The organism is Maribacter sp. 2-571 (assembly GCF_050589625.1).
GTDB lineage: Bacteria > Bacteroidota > Bacteroidia > Flavobacteriales > Flavobacteriaceae > Pelagihabitans.
This window is the reverse complement of record NZ_JBNGOP010000029.1, coordinates 1-17,091: the sequence shown is the minus strand read 5'-3', so window position 1 is coordinate 17,091 and position 17,091 is coordinate 1. Positions and strand designations below refer to the sequence as shown.

18 protein-coding genes are annotated in these 17,091 nt (G+C 45.5%); 5 read left to right on the top strand and 13 right to left on the bottom strand.

All coding sequences use genetic code 11. The features are described 5' to 3' along the window. Positions 1-4 precede the first annotated feature (4 nt). The 11 genes from fabG to ACRD7P_RS17300 form a co-directional block, all read right to left on the bottom strand. Positions 5-742, bottom strand: coding sequence for a 3-oxoacyl-ACP reductase FabG (fabG, locus tag ACRD7P_RS17350; protein WP_430908944.1), 738 nt, complete (start codon positions 740-742; stop codon positions 5-7). A gap of 112 nt (positions 743-854) precedes the next feature. Next, positions 855-1,838, bottom strand: coding sequence for an NADPH:quinone oxidoreductase family protein (locus tag ACRD7P_RS17345; RefSeq protein ID WP_430908943.1), 984 nt, complete (start codon positions 1,836-1,838; stop codon positions 855-857). A gap of 35 nt (positions 1,839-1,873) precedes the next feature. After that, on the bottom strand, positions 1,874-2,878 hold the full coding sequence (locus ACRD7P_RS17340; RefSeq protein WP_430908942.1) for an NADP-dependent oxidoreductase: 1,005 nt from the start codon (positions 2,876-2,878) through the stop codon (positions 1,874-1,876). Between the two features lie 29 nt (positions 2,879-2,907). Next, a complete protein-coding gene (locus ACRD7P_RS17335) occupies positions 2,908-3,672 on the bottom strand; it encodes an enoyl-CoA hydratase/isomerase family protein (protein ID WP_430908941.1) in 765 nt (254 codons plus the stop codon). A gap of 62 nt (positions 3,673-3,734) precedes the next feature. Further along, positions 3,735-4,490, bottom strand: a complete 756-nt coding sequence (locus tag ACRD7P_RS17330; RefSeq protein ID WP_430908940.1) for an SDR family NAD(P)-dependent oxidoreductase — start codon at positions 4,488-4,490, stop codon at positions 3,735-3,737. A gap of 30 nt (positions 4,491-4,520) precedes the next feature. After that, a complete protein-coding gene (locus ACRD7P_RS17325) occupies positions 4,521-4,904 on the bottom strand; it encodes a hypothetical protein (RefSeq protein ID WP_430908939.1) in 384 nt (127 codons plus the stop codon). Position 4,905: 1 nt separating this feature from the next. Beyond that, positions 4,906-5,973: a phosphotransferase family protein gene (locus tag ACRD7P_RS17320; protein ID WP_430908938.1), complete on the bottom strand. Its 1,068-nt coding sequence runs from the start codon at positions 5,971-5,973 to the stop codon at positions 4,906-4,908. Between the two features lies 1 nt (position 5,974). Beyond that, positions 5,975-7,207 carry an acyl-CoA dehydrogenase family protein gene (locus ACRD7P_RS17315; RefSeq protein WP_430908937.1) on the bottom strand — a complete coding sequence of 411 codons (1,233 nt, stop codon included), beginning with the start codon at positions 7,205-7,207 and terminating at the stop codon, positions 5,975-5,977. A gap of 11 nt (positions 7,208-7,218) precedes the next feature. Beyond that, entirely contained in the window at positions 7,219-7,995 is a 777-nt protein-coding gene (locus ACRD7P_RS17310) for an SDR family NAD(P)-dependent oxidoreductase (RefSeq protein WP_430908936.1), read from the bottom strand. Positions 7,996-8,035: 40 nt separating this feature from the next. Then, positions 8,036-9,850 carry an acyl-CoA dehydrogenase gene (locus ACRD7P_RS17305; protein ID WP_430908935.1) on the bottom strand — a complete coding sequence of 605 codons (1,815 nt, stop codon included), beginning with the start codon at positions 9,848-9,850 and terminating at the stop codon, positions 8,036-8,038. A 348-nt stretch (positions 9,851-10,198) separates the two neighbouring features. Further along, positions 10,199-10,771, bottom strand: a complete 573-nt coding sequence (locus tag ACRD7P_RS17300; protein ID WP_430908934.1) for a Crp/Fnr family transcriptional regulator — start codon at positions 10,769-10,771, stop codon at positions 10,199-10,201. Positions 10,772-11,191: 420 nt separating this feature from the next. Here ACRD7P_RS17300 and ACRD7P_RS17295 point away from each other — a divergent pair, with 420 nt between their 5' ends. The 3 genes from ACRD7P_RS17295 to ACRD7P_RS17285 all read left to right on the top strand — a co-directional run bounded on the left by ACRD7P_RS17295 (position 11,192) and on the right by ACRD7P_RS17285 (position 14,032). Continuing rightward, on the top strand, positions 11,192-11,824 hold the full coding sequence (locus ACRD7P_RS17295) for an MOSC domain-containing protein (RefSeq protein ID WP_430908933.1): 633 nt from the start codon (positions 11,192-11,194) through the stop codon (positions 11,822-11,824). A 72-nt stretch (positions 11,825-11,896) separates the two neighbouring features. After that, entirely contained in the window at positions 11,897-13,666 is a 1,770-nt protein-coding gene (locus tag ACRD7P_RS17290) for a DUF885 domain-containing protein (RefSeq protein WP_430908932.1), read from the top strand. After that, a complete protein-coding gene (locus ACRD7P_RS17285) occupies positions 13,667-14,032 on the top strand; it encodes a DoxX family protein (RefSeq protein WP_430908931.1) in 366 nt (121 codons plus the stop codon). A gap of 147 nt (positions 14,033-14,179) precedes the next feature. Here ACRD7P_RS17285 and ACRD7P_RS17280 read toward each other — a convergent pair whose 3' ends face one another. Continuing rightward, the gene (locus ACRD7P_RS17280) at positions 14,180-14,761 is read right to left on the bottom strand and encodes a hypothetical protein (RefSeq protein ID WP_430908929.1); all 582 of its coding nucleotides are present in this window, start codon (positions 14,759-14,761) and stop codon (positions 14,180-14,182) included. 230 nt (positions 14,762-14,991) lie between these two features. Here ACRD7P_RS17280 and ACRD7P_RS17275 point away from each other — a divergent pair, with 230 nt between their 5' ends. Both ACRD7P_RS17275 and ACRD7P_RS17270 read left to right on the top strand, forming a co-directional pair. Continuing rightward, positions 14,992-15,864: an AraC family transcriptional regulator gene (locus ACRD7P_RS17275; protein WP_430908928.1), complete on the top strand. Its 873-nt coding sequence runs from the start codon at positions 14,992-14,994 to the stop codon at positions 15,862-15,864. Next, a complete protein-coding gene (locus tag ACRD7P_RS17270; RefSeq protein ID WP_430908927.1) occupies positions 15,864-16,463 on the top strand; it encodes an alpha-ketoglutarate-dependent dioxygenase AlkB family protein in 600 nt (199 codons plus the stop codon). The genes ACRD7P_RS17275 and ACRD7P_RS17270 overlap by 1 nt, the downstream gene beginning before the upstream one ends. Positions 16,464-16,658: 195 nt before the next feature. On the opposite strand, the gene ACRD7P_RS17265 is transcribed toward ACRD7P_RS17270, so the two are convergent. Then, the gene (locus ACRD7P_RS17265; RefSeq protein WP_430908926.1) at positions 16,659-16,883 is read right to left on the bottom strand and encodes a hypothetical protein; all 225 of its coding nucleotides are present in this window, start codon (positions 16,881-16,883) and stop codon (positions 16,659-16,661) included. Positions 16,884-17,091 lie beyond the last annotated feature (208 nt).

The window sequence follows — 17,091 nt, the reverse complement described above, 5'->3', positions numbered from 1 at the left end:
GCGCTTATCTTGAAATTCCACCATCGATCGTCAAACAGATACCGGATACGTATCGGGCCTCGTCCGAAGCCAAGTACAGGTATCCATAGGCAATATCGATAGGGTCCGCTGCGGTTTGTAACGGAATCTGTTTTTTAATGGTCTCCAAATGTTCTTCGGGAATCGCTTTTACCATTTCGGTCAGCGTGAAACCGGGTGCCAAGGCGTTTGCGGTAATGCCGTATTTACCTAGCTCCATCGTCCATGTTTTTGACATCGCGATCACGCCAGCTTTGGTGGCCGCATAGTTGGTCTGCCCAAAATTCCCACGAAGCCCAACGTTTGAGGCGGCGGAGACAATTCTGCCGTATCCTGCTTCTTTCATATACCCGGCAACGGCCTGGGTACAGATAAAAACGCCTTTTAGGTTTACATCAATGACCGCGTCCCACTCGGCCTCGCTCATTTTTTGCAGGGTCTTATCTTTTGTAATCCCCGCATTGTTGATCAATATATCGATTTTACCATGTTGGGCATGGATATCCGCTACCGCCTTTTGTACCGCATCCTTGTCCGTAACGGAAATCATTAAAAAACTGGCTTTTCCCCCGTGGGCCGTAATTTGCTCGGCGGTTTGCCCACCTTCCTCCAAAAGGTCCCAAATATACACGGTGGCACCCTCCTTAGCGAATAATTCCGAAACGGCTTTTCCGATGCCACGCGCACCGCCCGTTACTATAGCTACTTTATCTTTTAATCGCATACTTTTTATATTGTACTATTCTTGTTTCCATTCTTGTCCATATCATCCCTAATATGAAATCAACACTAATACCTTGCTTATTCTGAAAAGAAAAGACTGCTCCCAAAACAAACTATTGCTCTTCCATTTCGATGACCGCTTTGCCCTTTACCCGTCTGTGCATCATATCGTCCAAGGCAACGGGTACTTCCTTTAAGGAATACCTTTGGTGTATGTGCGGCCGTATACGACCGTCGGCATACCATTTCATCAGGTCCATGGTATTTTTTTGGTTTTGTCCCGGTGATTTCATGGCAAAACTTCCCCAAAATACACCTACGAGAGCGCATCCTTTTAGCAACGGCAAGTTGAGCGCTATTTTTGGAATATTACCGGCCGCAAAACCAACGATCAAATAACGGCCTCCCCATGCCATTCCGCGAATGGCCGCCTCGGAGTAATCGCCTCCGACCGGATCATAAACGACATCTACGCCCTTACCATCGGTATTTTTCTTTATCGCGGATTTCAGATCTTCCTTGGTATAATTGATCAGTACATCCGCACCATATTCGGCGCATAATGCCAATTTATCATCTGTAGAGGCTGCGGCAATGACCGTTGCTCCCATCAGCTTGCCCAACGCTACGGCCGCGAGCCCTACTCCGCCAGAAGCACCGAGCACCAGCAAGGTTTCCCCTTTTTTAAGCTGCCCCCTATCTTTTAGGGCATGGTAAGAAGTGCCATAGGCCATCATAAAAGAAGCGGCAATGGCATGCTCCATCTGCGGTGGTTTTAAAAAACAAGCGTTGGCCGGAACAATTACTTCCTCGGCAAAGGCGCCGTTCAATACAAATCCGAACACCTCATCGCCCGGGCGCACAGGATCGACCGCTTCGCCGACCGATTTTACGATTCCCGATACATCACTGCCAGGGGTAAACGGTAATTCGGGCTTAAACTGATAAAGCCCCTGTATGATCAGCGTATCGGGAAAGTTTACCCCACTTGCCTTAACGGTCACCACTACTTCCTTAGGGCCGGGCTCGGGAAGTGTTACTTCCTCCAACGTTAAGCTGGAGGGCGGCCCGAAGGTATTGCATACGATTGCTCTCATTGATCTGTTTTTTGTATCCTTTCGAGATGAGTTCGTTATTCTTCCAACACTTTTAATACCAATTTCCCCATTTTTTCCCCGGTAAACAATCGGGCAAATGTTTCTGGAAATTGCTCGATCCCGTCATAAACATCCTCTTTACTTTTTAATTTGCCCTCCATGAGCCATTGTCCCATTTCTTTTGCGGCTTTTTTGTAACCGGCAGCATAGTCGAATACGATCATTCCCTTCATGCTGGCTCGGTTCACTAAAAGTGAAAGGTAATTTTTGGGCCCCCGAACATCCTCTCGATTGTTGTATTGCGAAATGGCACCACAGATGACAACCCTGGAATTCATGCGTAATCGGGAAAGTGCCGCATCCAGGATTTCCCCGCCTACGTTATCAAAATATACATCGATTCCTTTTGGGCATTCCCGTTTTAGGGCCTCATAGATTTCTTCGCTCTTATAATCGATGGCCGCATCAAAACCGAGCTGGTTTACCAGGTAATCACATTTGGCAGGTCCGCCAGCAATCCCCACTACGGTGCAACCTTTAATTTTAGCGATTTGCCCAACGATACTTCCTACCGCTCCGGCCGCTCCGGAAACCAGCACTACATCGCCCTCTTTTATTTTTCCTTCCTGTAAAATTCCGAAATAGGCCGTCATACCGGGCATACCCAAGGTACCGATATACATTGGCAACGGTGCGAGCGAGGCATCTACGGGGTACCAATTTTCACCATCGGTCACCGTGTATTGCTGTACGCCGCCCCAACCGCTCACAAAATCGCCTTCCTTGAATACCGGGTGGTTGTTGGCCTTGATCACTTGGCCCACCGAACCGGCACGCATTACATCGTTCAAGGCTACCGGGGGGATATACGATTTGGCATCGTTCATCCAACCGCGCATTGCGGGATCTAAGGAAATATAGTGCTGTTGTACCAATACCTCTCCATCGCCCGGTGAGGGTATCGGGTTCGTTTCCAACGACCAAGTTGTTGCATCGGGCATTCCCTCAGGTCGTTTTCGTAACATCCATTGTTTGTTCATTTATGCTCTCGTATTAAATTAAATTAATTTTATTTCTTTTGAAGACTATCGACAAATGCTTTCATCTTGGAACGAATTCGCGGCGACCACCACAATTCGATGGCTTCCCCAAGATCTTTTTTAGCATCGTTTTCCAGCTTGTTCCACCAACTACTTCTCAATTTCTGTTTGGTATTCCGGAGTATCCCGGTATCGGCCTTTAAAAACTGGTCCATTTTTTTCTCGGCAACGGGCATTACTTCCTCCAAGGGGACTAGGGCATTGACCAAACCACTGGCCAAGGCTTCCTTGCCATGGAGCAATTTTCCATCCAAAATATACTCATGGGCCTTTCCATTGCCGACCCAAAAAGCATATGCTTCGATCAAATTGTTGGAAATCTGAATGTTTACCGCCACCTCGTTCAATCCAATGGTATAGGCATCGCCCTCGGCCATGATCCTATAGTCGGCCGTTATTGCAAACACGCAGCCTCCTGCCGGTGCGTAGCCCGGTATGGCACAGACCAAAGGTTTGGGGAAACGGGCCATACGAATATGTAAGGCGCCAAAATCCTCAAAGAAAGAAGCGATCTGCGCTTCATTGTACCCGTATAGTTCAATAACATCCAAACCTGCGGAAAAAAAGTGTGGAATGCCCGTGATTATGACCCCTTCCACCTTGGAATTCGTTTCCAAATCGGTGAAAACGGTAGTCAACTCCCGCACCATTTCATGGTTGATGGCATTGACCTTGCCCCTGTTGAGCTGCACGATGGCATAACGTTCCTTGTGTGTTAACTGTATTGTTTTCAAGTGTTTCTTTTAAGGTTTCGGTCCGAACTAACGTATCGGCATTCCGTAAACGCGGTTTTCTATTATAAAGAAGTGCCCCCGTCGAGGGTAATGGTCTGTCCTGTGATAAATTGGGTACTATCGGAGGCCAGCCACACGATCGCCTCGGCAATTTCTATGGCATTTCCGTAACGCTTCATGGGAATGACACTTTTTAAAATATCGTCCATATCGGGCCTTGCCGCACGAAGTTTGTCCAACAGTGCCGATTCGGTATACCCTGGACAAACGGCGTTCACCCGAATATTTTTGGTTGCATACTCCATGGCCGCGGACTTGGTCATCCCAACCACGGCAAACTTACTGGCGCTATAGGACAGATTGTTCGGCGATGCCTTTAACCCTGCCAAGGAAGCCACGTTTACGATATTCCCATACCCTTGTTCCAACATTTGGCCCAGCGCTACTTTCATACAGTAAAAAACACCGGTCTGGTTTACGGCAATTACATTGTCCCAATCCGCCAAGGTCGCATCGGCGGTCTTTGCCATTTTTCTTGGACCGATACCCGCATTGTTTACGATGACATCCAAACGGCCATATTTGGATACCGTATCCTTCACCATGGTTTCCACGGCATTGAAATCGGCCACATTGGTTTCCATCGCACTGGCATCGCCATTGCCGCTCAAAATCCCGTCTACCGTTTTTTGGGCTTTTTCGAGCCGAACGTCCGACACTACCACTTTGGCGCCGTGATCGGCAAAGTGCTTTGCCGTGGCAGCTCCGATACCCGAACCGCCACCTGTTACGAGCACTACTTTATTTTTCACCTTCATAATACTTCAATTTAGGTCCATCGACCGAACTTATTCACAACAGATGATCCTTGAATCGACCAAAGCCTTCTTTCTGATATCGCCCGGATATCCCTCCATCCGTATCAGTTTAAAAAAGTCTGCCTTGGTGGCGTAGGTAACGATCAACATCTCGTCCCATAACTGCTCTTCACGGGGTCCAATAATCGTCAAAGCGGGCCTTGCCTTAAAACTGATCCGTGCATCGATCTTCGCAAAAAAGGGCGTCGCTTTTTCCATGTATTCTTTATAGGTTTCCCTTCCGGTCTTCCCGGTTTCCGGATCCATTTCGGCATATCGCATATAGTTGAGCATATGCAAGGGTTTATCTTCGGGAAACTCGGCTAGCGCCGCCAAGGCTTCCGGATCGATATCGGTATGTAACGTACTTGACATGTTATTCGATTTTATTGGTTTGGATCGCCTTTAAGGCAATATTGCAGCACAACTCCGCGGCTTTGTTGAGCCCTGCAAAACGAGGATCGGTCGTATACCCATGTTTGTATCGGTAATAAATTTGTTGTGCGATGACCGCTATCTTAAAAAGGCCATACACATAATAAAAAACGATATGGTCTACCGTTCTCCCACTTTTTTGGGCATAGCGTTCTACAATTTCCCTTCTACCGGGGTTTCCCTTGAACACCGTTGGCGAAGGAATGCCCTGCTTTACAAAATCATGATCGTTGTGCATGGTCCAATACCCCAAGGAAGTACCAAGGTCCATTAAAGGGTCGCCAAGGGTGGCCATTTCCCAATCCAGTACCGCATTTACTTCTTGCCAGGTGCTGTTCTTGAATACGATGTTATCATACTTGTAATCGTTATGTATCAACCGGTGCTCATATGTTTTCGGTTGCCGTTCTTCCATCCAGCGCATTACTTGGGTTGCGGCAGGTACATCATCCGTGGCAGCTTTGACATATTGTTTTCCCCAATTGGTCACCTGTCGGGAAACATATCCATCCGGTTTGCCAAGATCTCCGAGCCCTACAGCTTTATAATCGACTTGATGGAGTTCCACCATGGTATCCAACCAGGCATTGGCAATGGTATCATATTCCGGTTCGGAGATGTTCCTTTTTTTTGCCTCTTGGAAGTTTAAAATGATTCCGTCGACTTTTTCCATAAGGTAGAACGGCGACCCGATAACCGCTTCATTATCGGTAAAAGCATACATTTCCGGCACTTTTGAAAAAACGGGTCGAACGGCATTTTGTACTTTAAATTCGCGCCCCATGTCATGCCCCCGTTTTATGGCGCCGAAGGGCGGGCGCCGTAATACGTATTCCTTTTCTTCTATGGCCAACAAATAGGTAAGATTGGAATACCCATGCGTAAATTGTGTAATGTGTATCGGGCTATCGATTTCCTTGATCAACCCTTTTTCCTTTAAGAATGCCTTTAAGGCGGATGCATCGAGTTCCTCGCCCTTTCTAACGTTTTGTGCCCCTTGCTTTTGCATTTTATTCGTTTTCGTCCGTTTTCGAACTGTGTTTCGCGATAATCATTTTTCCCAGCTGGTATAGGTGTACCTCATCCGGACCATCGGCAAGCCGCAACATTCGGGCCGCTGCAAAGTAATGGGCAAGTGGCGTATCGGGGCCTACTCCCTTACCACCGTGAATTTGTATGGCGCGATCAATAACCTGAAGTGCCATTTTTGGAGCGATGATCTTTATCATGGCGATCAACTCCTTGGCTTCCTTATTTCCTTTTTTGTCCATTTTGTCGGCCGCGGAAAGGGTCAACAACCTGGCTTGCTCCACCTCACATTGCGATAACGCAATTTCTTGCCTGATGCTGCTAAAATCCTTAAACTTCCTTCCAAACGCTACCCGTTCGGAAACACGAAGGGCCATCATTTCCAGAGCACGTTGGGCCATTCCGGTAAGCCGCATGCAATGGTGTATGCGTCCGGGGCCCAAACGCCCCTGCGCTATTTCGAAACCCCTGCCCTCGCCCAGCAACAAGTTCCCTTTGGGTACACGAACGTTATCCAATACAATTTCGGCATGTCCTTCGGGAGAGTCGTAAAAACCGAAAACCGAAAGCGGTCGTATGATGTTTACCCCCGGGGTATCCATGGGTACCAAGATCATGCTTTGTTGTTGATGGCGGGGCGCGTCAAAATCGGTCTTTCCCATGACAATCGCAATCTTACAATTGGGATCCATTCCGCCCGATGACCACCATTTTCTACCGTTGATGACATAGCTGTCGCCTTCCAAACGAATGGAGGTTTCGATATTGGTGGCATCAGAGGAGGCCACTTCAGGTTCCGTCATTAAAAAAGCGGAGCGAATTTCTCCGTTCATTAAAGGCAAAAGCCATTTTTGTTGTTGGGCGTCGTCTCCATATTTGGCCAACACTTCCATATTACCGGTATCCGGGGCACTGCAGTTAAATACCTCTGACGCCCAAATGACCCGTCCCATTAGGGCTGCCAAAGGCGCGTATTCCAAATTTGTCAATCCCGCGCTCAAGCTTCCGTAGTCTTTTGGGAGAAAGAGGTTCCATAAGCCTGCCTCCCGCGCTTTTTCCTTTAAGTTTTCCAGACCGGGCCATTTTTTCCATCGATTGTCGGGATTTGCGTGGAAGGCGTACACCTCTTGTTCCACCGGAAAAATATGTTGTTCCATGAACAGACTTAAGCGCTGTTGTAATTCTTTTGATCGTTTTGAATATTCAAAGTCCATAGCGTATCGTATTATCCTGCTATAATATATCCACCATCCGCCGTATACACCCCTCCGGTCATATAGGCCCCCGCTTCCGAGGCCAACAGGCAAACGATACCTTCCATTTCCTCGGGCATGCCCATGCGGCCGGATGGAAGCGTTTTCTGTATTTTACCCAATATTTTTTCGTTTTGCCACAATGCGGCGCTAAACTTGGTCTTTATCAGTCCGGGGCAGAGTGCATTGGCTCGAATGCCATGCTTGCCCCATTCTTTTGCCTGATTTTTGGTCAACATCAGCAGCGCCGCCTTACTGGTGCTGTAAAGCCCCAATCCCATTCCGGGACTCAACGCTTCCACAGAAGCGATATTGATGATACTGCCCCCACCACGGGATTGCATGCTGGGAAGCACTTGATTGGAAAGCATCCATGGTGCCTTCACGTTTACATGCATTATTTTATCGAAAATATCCTCCGCCGCATCTTCCAAAGGACCAAAAACGGGATTAATGGCAGCGTTGTTTACCAAAATATCGATACCGCCCAGTTTTGAGACCGTTTCGGTCACCAAATGCTTGCGGGCCTCCTCTTTTCCGATATGACAGGCAATTCCGATAGCCTTTAAACCTGCCTCTTCAAATTCCGACACCACTGCATCACAGGCGTTTTGATCCCGGCTACTGATGACCACCGTAGCGCCATTCTCGGCCAAGCCCCTAGCGATCGCCTTTCCTATTCCTTTACTGGAGCCCGTAATGATTGCGACCTTATCGGTAAGGTCGAACTGCTTTTGGATGTTTGTCATTTGTTCGTGTTGTTTGTTAAAACCCCTTGTAAAGAAAGTATCAGACAAATACTTTTTTACCGGTTTTTACCGTGAGTACTTCGTCATCCATCAACGATTCTGCAAGGCCATTGGTTTTGGGGACTTCGTATTTGAAATAAAATTTCATCGTGTGAATCTTACTTTCATAAAATGCCTCTGAAAATTTGGTCTCTCCCTTTAGCAGACTTTGCTTTGCTTTGGTGGCCATGTCCAGCCATAGCCAGCCAATGGTAACGATACTCAAATATTCCATGAATAGATTGGCATCCGCCAAATAACGTTCGTAATCGCCCTTTTGGGCATAGGGCATCAAAAATGCCAGTATTTCCTTGGCCTGTTTTAATTTTGACCCCAATACTCCTGCCTGTTTCTTTAAATCCTCATATGCGGCAGCGTTGCCGATGGTCTCCATCATTTCCGCGGCCAAAAGTTCCAATGCCTTTCCATTATCCATCGGTATTTTTCGTCCCAAAAGATCTTGCGATTGAATTCCCGTAGTGCCCTCGTATATTGCCGAAATTCTGATATCGCGATAGTACTGCTGTAAGATAAAGTCCGAACAGAAGCCGTAGCCGCCCAGTACTTGAAGTCCGTTATTGACGGCCACCGCGCCGGCTTCGGAAGGATACGTTTTTACTATAGGAATAATGATTTCCAACAGTAAATGGTATTTTTTTCGCTCCTCCTCATCGGCGGTCGCCTGTTTGATATCTTGATAGCGGGACGCCAAAACCACCAAACTCAGGGAGGCCTCGGCAATGGCTTTCTGTAGCAATAACATCCGCCGAACATCGGGGTGTTCTATAATCAGGGTCTGATTTTCATCCGGATTCTTTTTTCCCGTACTGGTCAATTTTCGCCCCTGTGGGCGTTCGTTGGCATACTCTAAGGAGGCTTGGTAAGCGGCCATGGCAATAGCTGCAGCACCGCGCCCGACGGCAATACGCGCGCCGTTCATCATCAAGAACATGTATTTAAGTCCCTTATGGGGTTCACCGACCAACCAACCATGACAATCGCCTTTGTCCCCAAATCCGAGATGTGTGGTGCAATACCCACGTTGTCCCATTTTTTGAAAATCGGCCACGGTCGTTACATCGTTGTACGTTAAATTCCCATCAGTACCGGGCCGATGTTTCGGCACTACAAATAGCGAAATTCCCTTGGTTCCCGCTGGGGCCCCTTCGATTCGCGCCAAAACCAAATGGACGATATTCTCCGCGTATTGGGTATCCCCTCCGGAAATAAAGATTTTCTGGCCCTCTATGCGATATCCACCATCTCCATTGGGTATGGCCTTGGTCGTGATATCGGATAACGAGCTACCGGCCTGAGGTTCCGTAAGGCACATGGTACCGCCCCATTCTCCCGATAACATTTTTGGTACATAGGTATCGTTTAGGTGTTCATCCCCAAAATGAACGATAAGTTCCGCCGCCCCTAGGGTAAGGCCGGCGTAGCCCGGTAGGTGGTTGTTGGCGGCATCCAAAATATAGGCGGCGGTGGTATAGGCCATTCCCGGTAGTTGCAGGCCACCATGGGCGTAATCAAAAGGTGCTGCGATCAACCCCATTTCCCCGCCTTTTTTCATCATTACATCTACCTGCTTGTGCACGATTACGGTACCGTCCTTATGATGGGCAGGTTGTTCGTCCATTTCCTTGAAATAGGGAAACAGCTCCCGATCGGAAAATTCCTTTACCGAGTCGATGAACATCCCCAGCGATTCCTCGTCATGATCTTGAAACCGTTCATAGGCCAACATATCCTTTAAACCATGTACATCGTATAACAGATACTTTAGGGTATCCATATCTAAATATTCCTTTGCCATTTTTGAGGTATTTACAAATTATAATGAAAATTAGTTGATATTTTGAGAAATTCCTGTTAAACTGGTTTAATAAATGCAGAATTGTTTGTGGTGGCTCCTAAACAATACCATTTCTACCTTAAAATTACCCACTGAAAATTGCCCTTCTGCGCTTACACTTCAAAATAAAAAACAACCGTAGCTATTGTTATATCATGGACCAGACCCCTATGGTCATCGGTCATATTATAGGAAAGGACGCTTACACCAAATTGGGAAGGCTAATACCATCATCAAAACAGGACCTATCGAAGGGGAAGGTATCGGGAGAAGTAAATCGTTTAAAAAAACCGATGATGTATACCAATCTTATTGTTCCACCACCCGCTTACGAATTTTCGAAAGCCCCACCGGGGTCAGTCCGAGGTAGGAAGCGATCAGGTACTGGGGAACGCGCTGGAACAGATGGGGACGTTTCTGGAGCAGCCTTAGGTAGCGTTCTTGATGGGAAAGGTTCTTCAGTTGATTATTTCTTCTAAAAAGACGCATAAAACCGTCCTGCATGGACAGGCGACCAAAACGTTCTAGTCCGTGGGAACGATCAAACGCCTTTAGGACATCCGTTTTTGATATGGCGTACACCAAACTGTCTTCGGTGGCCTCCAAGTAAGCGCCCGAAGGTATTTCTTCTATATAGGCGTATAAGTCGGTAAAAAAAGAGCCTTCGGTAAAAAATTCCATCACTTTGGTCCGCGTTTCGTCTTTTTTATAGTAACACACGCAGCCTTTTTCCATATAGTAAAAGTGTGCGATCCGCTCTTCTGGCTTTACCAAAAAATGCCCTTTTCTGATTTCCATTTTTTTATAAAACTGTAACAAAAAATTCAGGTCGTCCTCAGCGACCGGAACATAGGAGCATATTTTCTTTTTGATGTTTTCCAAAAACCAGATGTAATGTGTCGTACAAAGATAGAAAAACAAGTGCTTCTTTACCGTTGCCAAAAGGATATATGGGCATTATAAAAATGGGAAAAAAATACGGGAAAACGGAATGAACTCGTCTTGAGTTTTTCTTTTACCTACCCCCGACGCTTCGGGGTCGCATTTTGCGCCATAATTTCGATATTTTTAGCTTTCGTAGTCCCGAACCCTCGGGAGCTATGCAATCGAAAAATGGCTTCCTTATGACACAAAAGCCGTCATTCTCGGTTCCAAACAAAAACTCAAGACGAGTTCAATAAGAAAACACGATGTTCGCTATCTTTAACCTATGAAATGAGCCATAACAATTCTTGATACCAACCGAAATGATTATTGGCGAATTACATCTGACGATTAAAAAAAAACAATAAATATAAACAGATGAAAATCACTTCTACCAATATAGGGCAACCGACCACCTTTACGTGGAACGGGGCCGAGGAACAAACGGGTATTTTCAAATATCCCGTTGAAGAACCCCTCCAACTGACGCGGACCGATGTAAAAAAAGACACCATAATCGATCGCGTGCACCACGGTGGGGACAACAAGGCCTGTTACCTGTTCTCCGCGGATTATTATCCCTATTGGAAGGAACAGTACCCGACATTAGCATGGGATTGGGGAATGTTCGGTGAAAATTTGACCGTAACCGACCTTGATGAGGCCAAAATACGGGTAGGTGACGTATACCGCATCGGGGAGGCCCTGGTACAGGTTTCTCAGCCGAGGGAGCCCTGTTACAAGTTAGGCGTTCGGTTTAACGATCAGCACATCCTCAAAAGCTTTATCCAGCATGCCCATCCGGGCACCTATGTGCGGGTATTGGAAGAAGGTGCCGTAAAAAAAGGGGATGCGGTGGTTTTGGTGCAACGATCCGAAAACACCTTTACCATTAAAAACTTTTTTGAATTGCTCTATGCAAAACAGAAACGATCCGAGATGATCCAATTGGCCTTGGACAACCCCGCTGTTCCCGAATACAAAAAAGAACGATTTAAAAAATTTTTGTGAAGAAACACCTTGGGCCTTAGCACTCAAAAGTATATTCGCGTCCGCATACCACAACCGTTTAAACCGTACATCATGAAAAAAATAATCGTCTTTGGTTTTGTTCTTTTGGCATTTGTTGCCTGTAAAAATGAGCATAAAACCCCAAAAGCGGAGGTTTTGCCCATTGCCAGTGTTTTTGAATCGTACCATGAAGAAAGCTTGCGATTGAACCCTTTGAACGCCACCTTTCAAGGCGATACCCGTTATAATGATACCTTACCCAATTTTCTTACGGACCAGTTCGAGGAACGGCTAAGCGCCTTTTATTCCGACTACAAATCGAAAATTGCCCAGTATCCCGATAGTACCCTAACAGAAAACGAACGACTGAGCAAGGCCATCATGCGCTGGGAATGCGACATCAACTTGGAAGGCCTCGCTTTTAAGGAATATACCCCTATCGATCAAATGTGGTCCATGAACCTCATGGTGGGGCAATTGGCGGGTGGATCTAGCGCGCAACCCTTCGAAACCGTAGCAGATTATGACAACTGGCTGAAACGCTTGGAAGATTATACCGAATGGCTATACGCGGCAAAAAAACGAATGCAGCAAGGTATGGCCGTCGAAGACGTACTGCCCAGGTCATTGATCAAAAAAGTAATTCCGCAATTGGCAAGTGTAGCCGATACCCCCTTGGAAACCCATTTGTTCTATACCCCGATCAATACCCTTCCCGAAACGTTTTCGGAGGCCGATAAAACCCGTTTGACCGAAGCCTACGGAAAAATGATTACGGAAACCCTGATTCCCGCGTACAAAGACCTGGTAGACTTTATGAAAACGGATTATATGGAGGCCGGTCGAGAGAGTAGCGGCATTCAAGGTATTCCCAATGGGGATGCCTATTATGCACATCAGATAAAATTGTACACTACTACCGATATGACCGCCTCGCAAATACATGAATTGGGTTTGAGCGAAGTAGCCCGTATCTCGGCCGAAATGGAAAAGGTGAAAGAACAGGTCGGTTTTCAGGGGAACTTAAAGGCCTTTTTTGATTATGTGCGCACTAAAAAGGAGTTGATGCCCTTTACCGACCCTCAGCAGGTTATCGCTAATTTTAATGCCATCCATCAAAAAATGAAGCCGCAGGTGGACAAACTTTTTGATCTGCAACCAAAAACAGCCTTTGAAGTGCGACGAACGGAAGCGTTTCGAGAAGCTTCCGCCAGCGCCGAATACAATCCAGGAAGTGTTGACGGTACCCGACCGGGCATTTTTTATGTACCCATTCCCGATGTTACAAAATACAATATGTATTCCGATGAAGACCTCTTTTTGCACGAGGCGATCCCCGGTCATCATTTTCAAATTTCACTGGCACAAGAAAATGAAAGTTTGCCCAAGTTCCGAAAAACGCTTTGGTACAGCGCATATGGCGAAGGATGGGCATTGTATACGGAATCGCTTGGCAAAGAATTGGGGCTATATGAAGATCCTTATCAATATTTTGGGATGCTGGGCGCCGAAATGCATCGGGCCATTCGGCTAGTGGTCGATACCGGAATGCACGCCAAAGGATGGACCAGAGAACGGGCCATTCACTACTCCTTGGATAACGAAGCGGAATCCGAAGCGGGCATCACATCGGAAATCGAACGTTATATGGCTAATCCGGGACAGGCCTTGTCCTACAAAATAGGACAGTTGAAAATAAGGGAACTTCGGGCCAAAGCCGAAAAAGAAATGGGCGATGCCTTTAAAATTACCGAGTTTCACAACCAAGTGCTCCAAAATGGGTCCATGCCACTGGCATTGCTCGAAAGTCAGATCAACGATTGGATAGCCCAGACCAAATAGATGGATTTCTTTACGTACCCCTGGCATCTGTATCTCATGGCCCTTGTTTATATCACGGCCGGAATACTCCATTTTTTAATGCCAAAAATGTACATGCGTATTTTACCCGCTTATTTACCGGGACATCAGTTTTTGGTAAATTTTAGCGGGGTTGTGGAAATTGCGTTGGGAATCGGTCTCTTTTTTGAAGAAAGCCAAAACTGGGCACTTTTTGGAATCATGGCCATGCTTACCTTTTTTCTTCCGGTCCACTTTCATATGCTTTACGATAAAAGAGCTTCCATGGAACTGCCAAAATGGGCGTTACTACTTCGGATACCGCTACAATTCGCATTAATGTACTGGGCCTATTCGTATGTATCCTAAGGTCGATCAATACCATCTCGTGGTCCGCTGATAGTGCGCCAAGTGCGGGAGAAGGCACCGAAATCGGCTCCCTATTCGATGAACCATAAAAAAACCCCTTGCAGCATTATATACAAGGGGTTGTTCAAATCAACTTAAACTAACTAACTACTTTACCACGATCTCTTCATAATAGGTGTGGGATGCATCCCTAACCATAACGGTGTAACTATCGTTCTTGGCATCCTCAAAATTAAAGGCCTTCTGAACAATTTGATCCGCATTGTTCGTCTCCGAAAATAGTCTTCTCCCCTCACTATCATACACCGCAATGGCGATATCTTCCAAATCAAGATTCAATAGATTTACATAAATACGATCTCCTTTTTTACGGAATACCGGCTTATTGGTGCGTTTGGGTTTTGAAATTTCCAAGGTATCACCATCTATGGTCACCGAATAATTAATGCGCTTCAAGCTATCTTCTATGGACACTGTATAGTTACCGGAAATCAAATTGGAGACATCGAACTTTTTAAAGTAAGGTGTCCCGGCAGCGATAACATCACCATATATTTCCTGTAGACGGCTATCCATAATGCGGATCGTGGTCGATTGCTTTGCCGCCTCCATCTCAAATACCAAACTTTGTTCGGTACTGTCGGCCGTAATGTTCAAATCTTTCGCCGATACCATAACGGTAGTAAACAATACGGCGAGCAGTGCAATGGTTTTAAATGTATTTCTCATAACGTTGTTTTTATGGCGTTGTCTAAAACACCGGTTAACAATAAATTACAATACAAACTTATGCCGAACCGATACAACATACCACTTCAGATTTTTCCAGTTTATGTGCTATTTTACCTCGGTAATACATTAGCAAAATGTTAAGGGATAATATTGCATATATTTGAGGTAATTTTGTAATCTTAATTGATTTTGGACGTTGCTAACTTTATCCTATAACAATGGATGATATGATTCAACACAAACCTGCTTTTGAGGCGATCGCTCCAGATTTTGGACACTCCTTTACGTACCAAAAGTTTGACGAGGACCGGTCCAATACAAATGTCCGTTGGCATTACCATCCAGAGATAGAACTGGTATATGTTAATGGTGGTTCTGGAAAAAGACAAATAGGGAGCCACGTTTCATACTATACGGACGGCGACCTCATCTTGATCGGTAGTAATCTGCCACATTGTGGGCTTACGGATAAATTGACCGGAAACAAAAGTGAGACCGTAGTACAAATGAAAGCCGATTTTTTGGGTACGGATTTTTTTACGATTCCCGAAATGAAAAAAATAAAGGCCCTTTTTGATTTGAGCAAATCCGGTATCGCCTTTCATGGGGATATCAAGCGACAGATCGGGGAAAAAATGGAACTGTTACAGCACCAGACCGATTTTCAACGCTTGCTCGCCATCCTGAACATTTTGAACGAACTCGGAAACGCTAAGGATTATAAGGTATTGAATGCCGAAGGATATTCCATTACCGCCGAAGTAAAGGACAACGAACGCATCAATACCGTGTTCAATTATGTAAAGAACAACTTTCGGGAGGAGCTTCCATTGGAGGTAATTGCGGACATGGTCAGCATGACCATTCCATCTTTCTGCCGTTATTTTAAAAAGATTACCAACAAAACCTTTGTACAATTTGTAAACGAATATCGATTGGTACATGCTTCCAAACTTCTGGCGGAACAACCCATGAGCATTACCGATGTCTGTTTTGAGAGCGGATTCAATAACTTTTCGCATTTTAACAAATCGTTCAAGGCGTTTACCGGGCATACCGCATCGGAATACCGAAATCAGTTAAAAACCGTCTTAAGCTAATGGCCTCCCTTTTTTCAGACGGTTTTGCGCTAGAGCTGCCCGATAGCGATATTATGTATTACCCCAACTTTTTAAGTTCGGAAAAGGCTTCTACATACTTTACGACCTTGAAAGAAAACGTACCTTGGCAACAAGATGACATCAAGGTTTTTGGAAAGGTGTATCCGCAACCGCGTTTGACCGCTCTTTTTGGAAACAACGACAAACCATATCGGTATTCGAACATTGTAATGCGGCCCCATCCGTTTTCAAAGGAATTATTAGAAATAAAAAAACGAATCGAGGAAAAAACTACGGCATGTTTTACCAGTTGCCTTGCCAATCTATACCGTGACGGAAAAGATAGTAACGGATGGCACGCCGACAATGAAAAGGAATTGGGAAACAATCCCGTAATCGCTTCCATAACGTTGGGACAAGAACGTTATTTCCATTTAAAACATCGAAAGGACAAACTCCTAAAACACAAAATACTCCTAGAGCACGGCAGCCTTTTGCTGATGCAAGGACCAACACAGCACCATTGGCTCCATCAAATACCTAAAACGGCAAAACCCATCAGGGAACGGATCAATTTAACGTATCGGGTAATCAAGTAACCTAGGATTTCGATTTTCGCTTAAGACGCTTTGTAAACCACGTTGCCCAAAGACTGAGGAAAGTGCAGGTGTCAAGTTTCAAGTTCAAGTGTCAAGTTCAAGTGTCAAACTCAAACTCAAATTCAAAGTCAAAGTCATCCGCCAAGTACTCATTACTTTTTACTCATTACCTTTTACTTTTTTAAGCACCACTAATTACTGCAGACTAGCAACTGCCGCTGCGAACTGATAATTGTTCATGGTCCATTGAAAAAAGACCGCTACGCTCAAAGAACAAGGAGAAAAGACTGAAAAAGTGCAAGTGTCAAGTTCAAGCTCAAGTTCAAAGTCATCCACCAAGTACTCATCACTTTTTACTTTTTTACGCACCACTAAATACTGCAGACTAGCAACTGCCACTGCGAACTGATAATTGTTCATTGCTAATTGTCCATTGAAAAAAGACCGCTACGCTGAAAGAACAAGGAGAAAAGACTGAAAAAGTGCAAGTGTCAAGTTCAAGTGTCAAGCTCAAACTCAAACTCAAATTCAAAGTCATCCGCCAAGTACTTATTACTTTGTACTCAATAGTGTCCGGTTAATGTAATAGTAATCTTTGTAAAGACCTTAAAAATATACAAGTTACGGC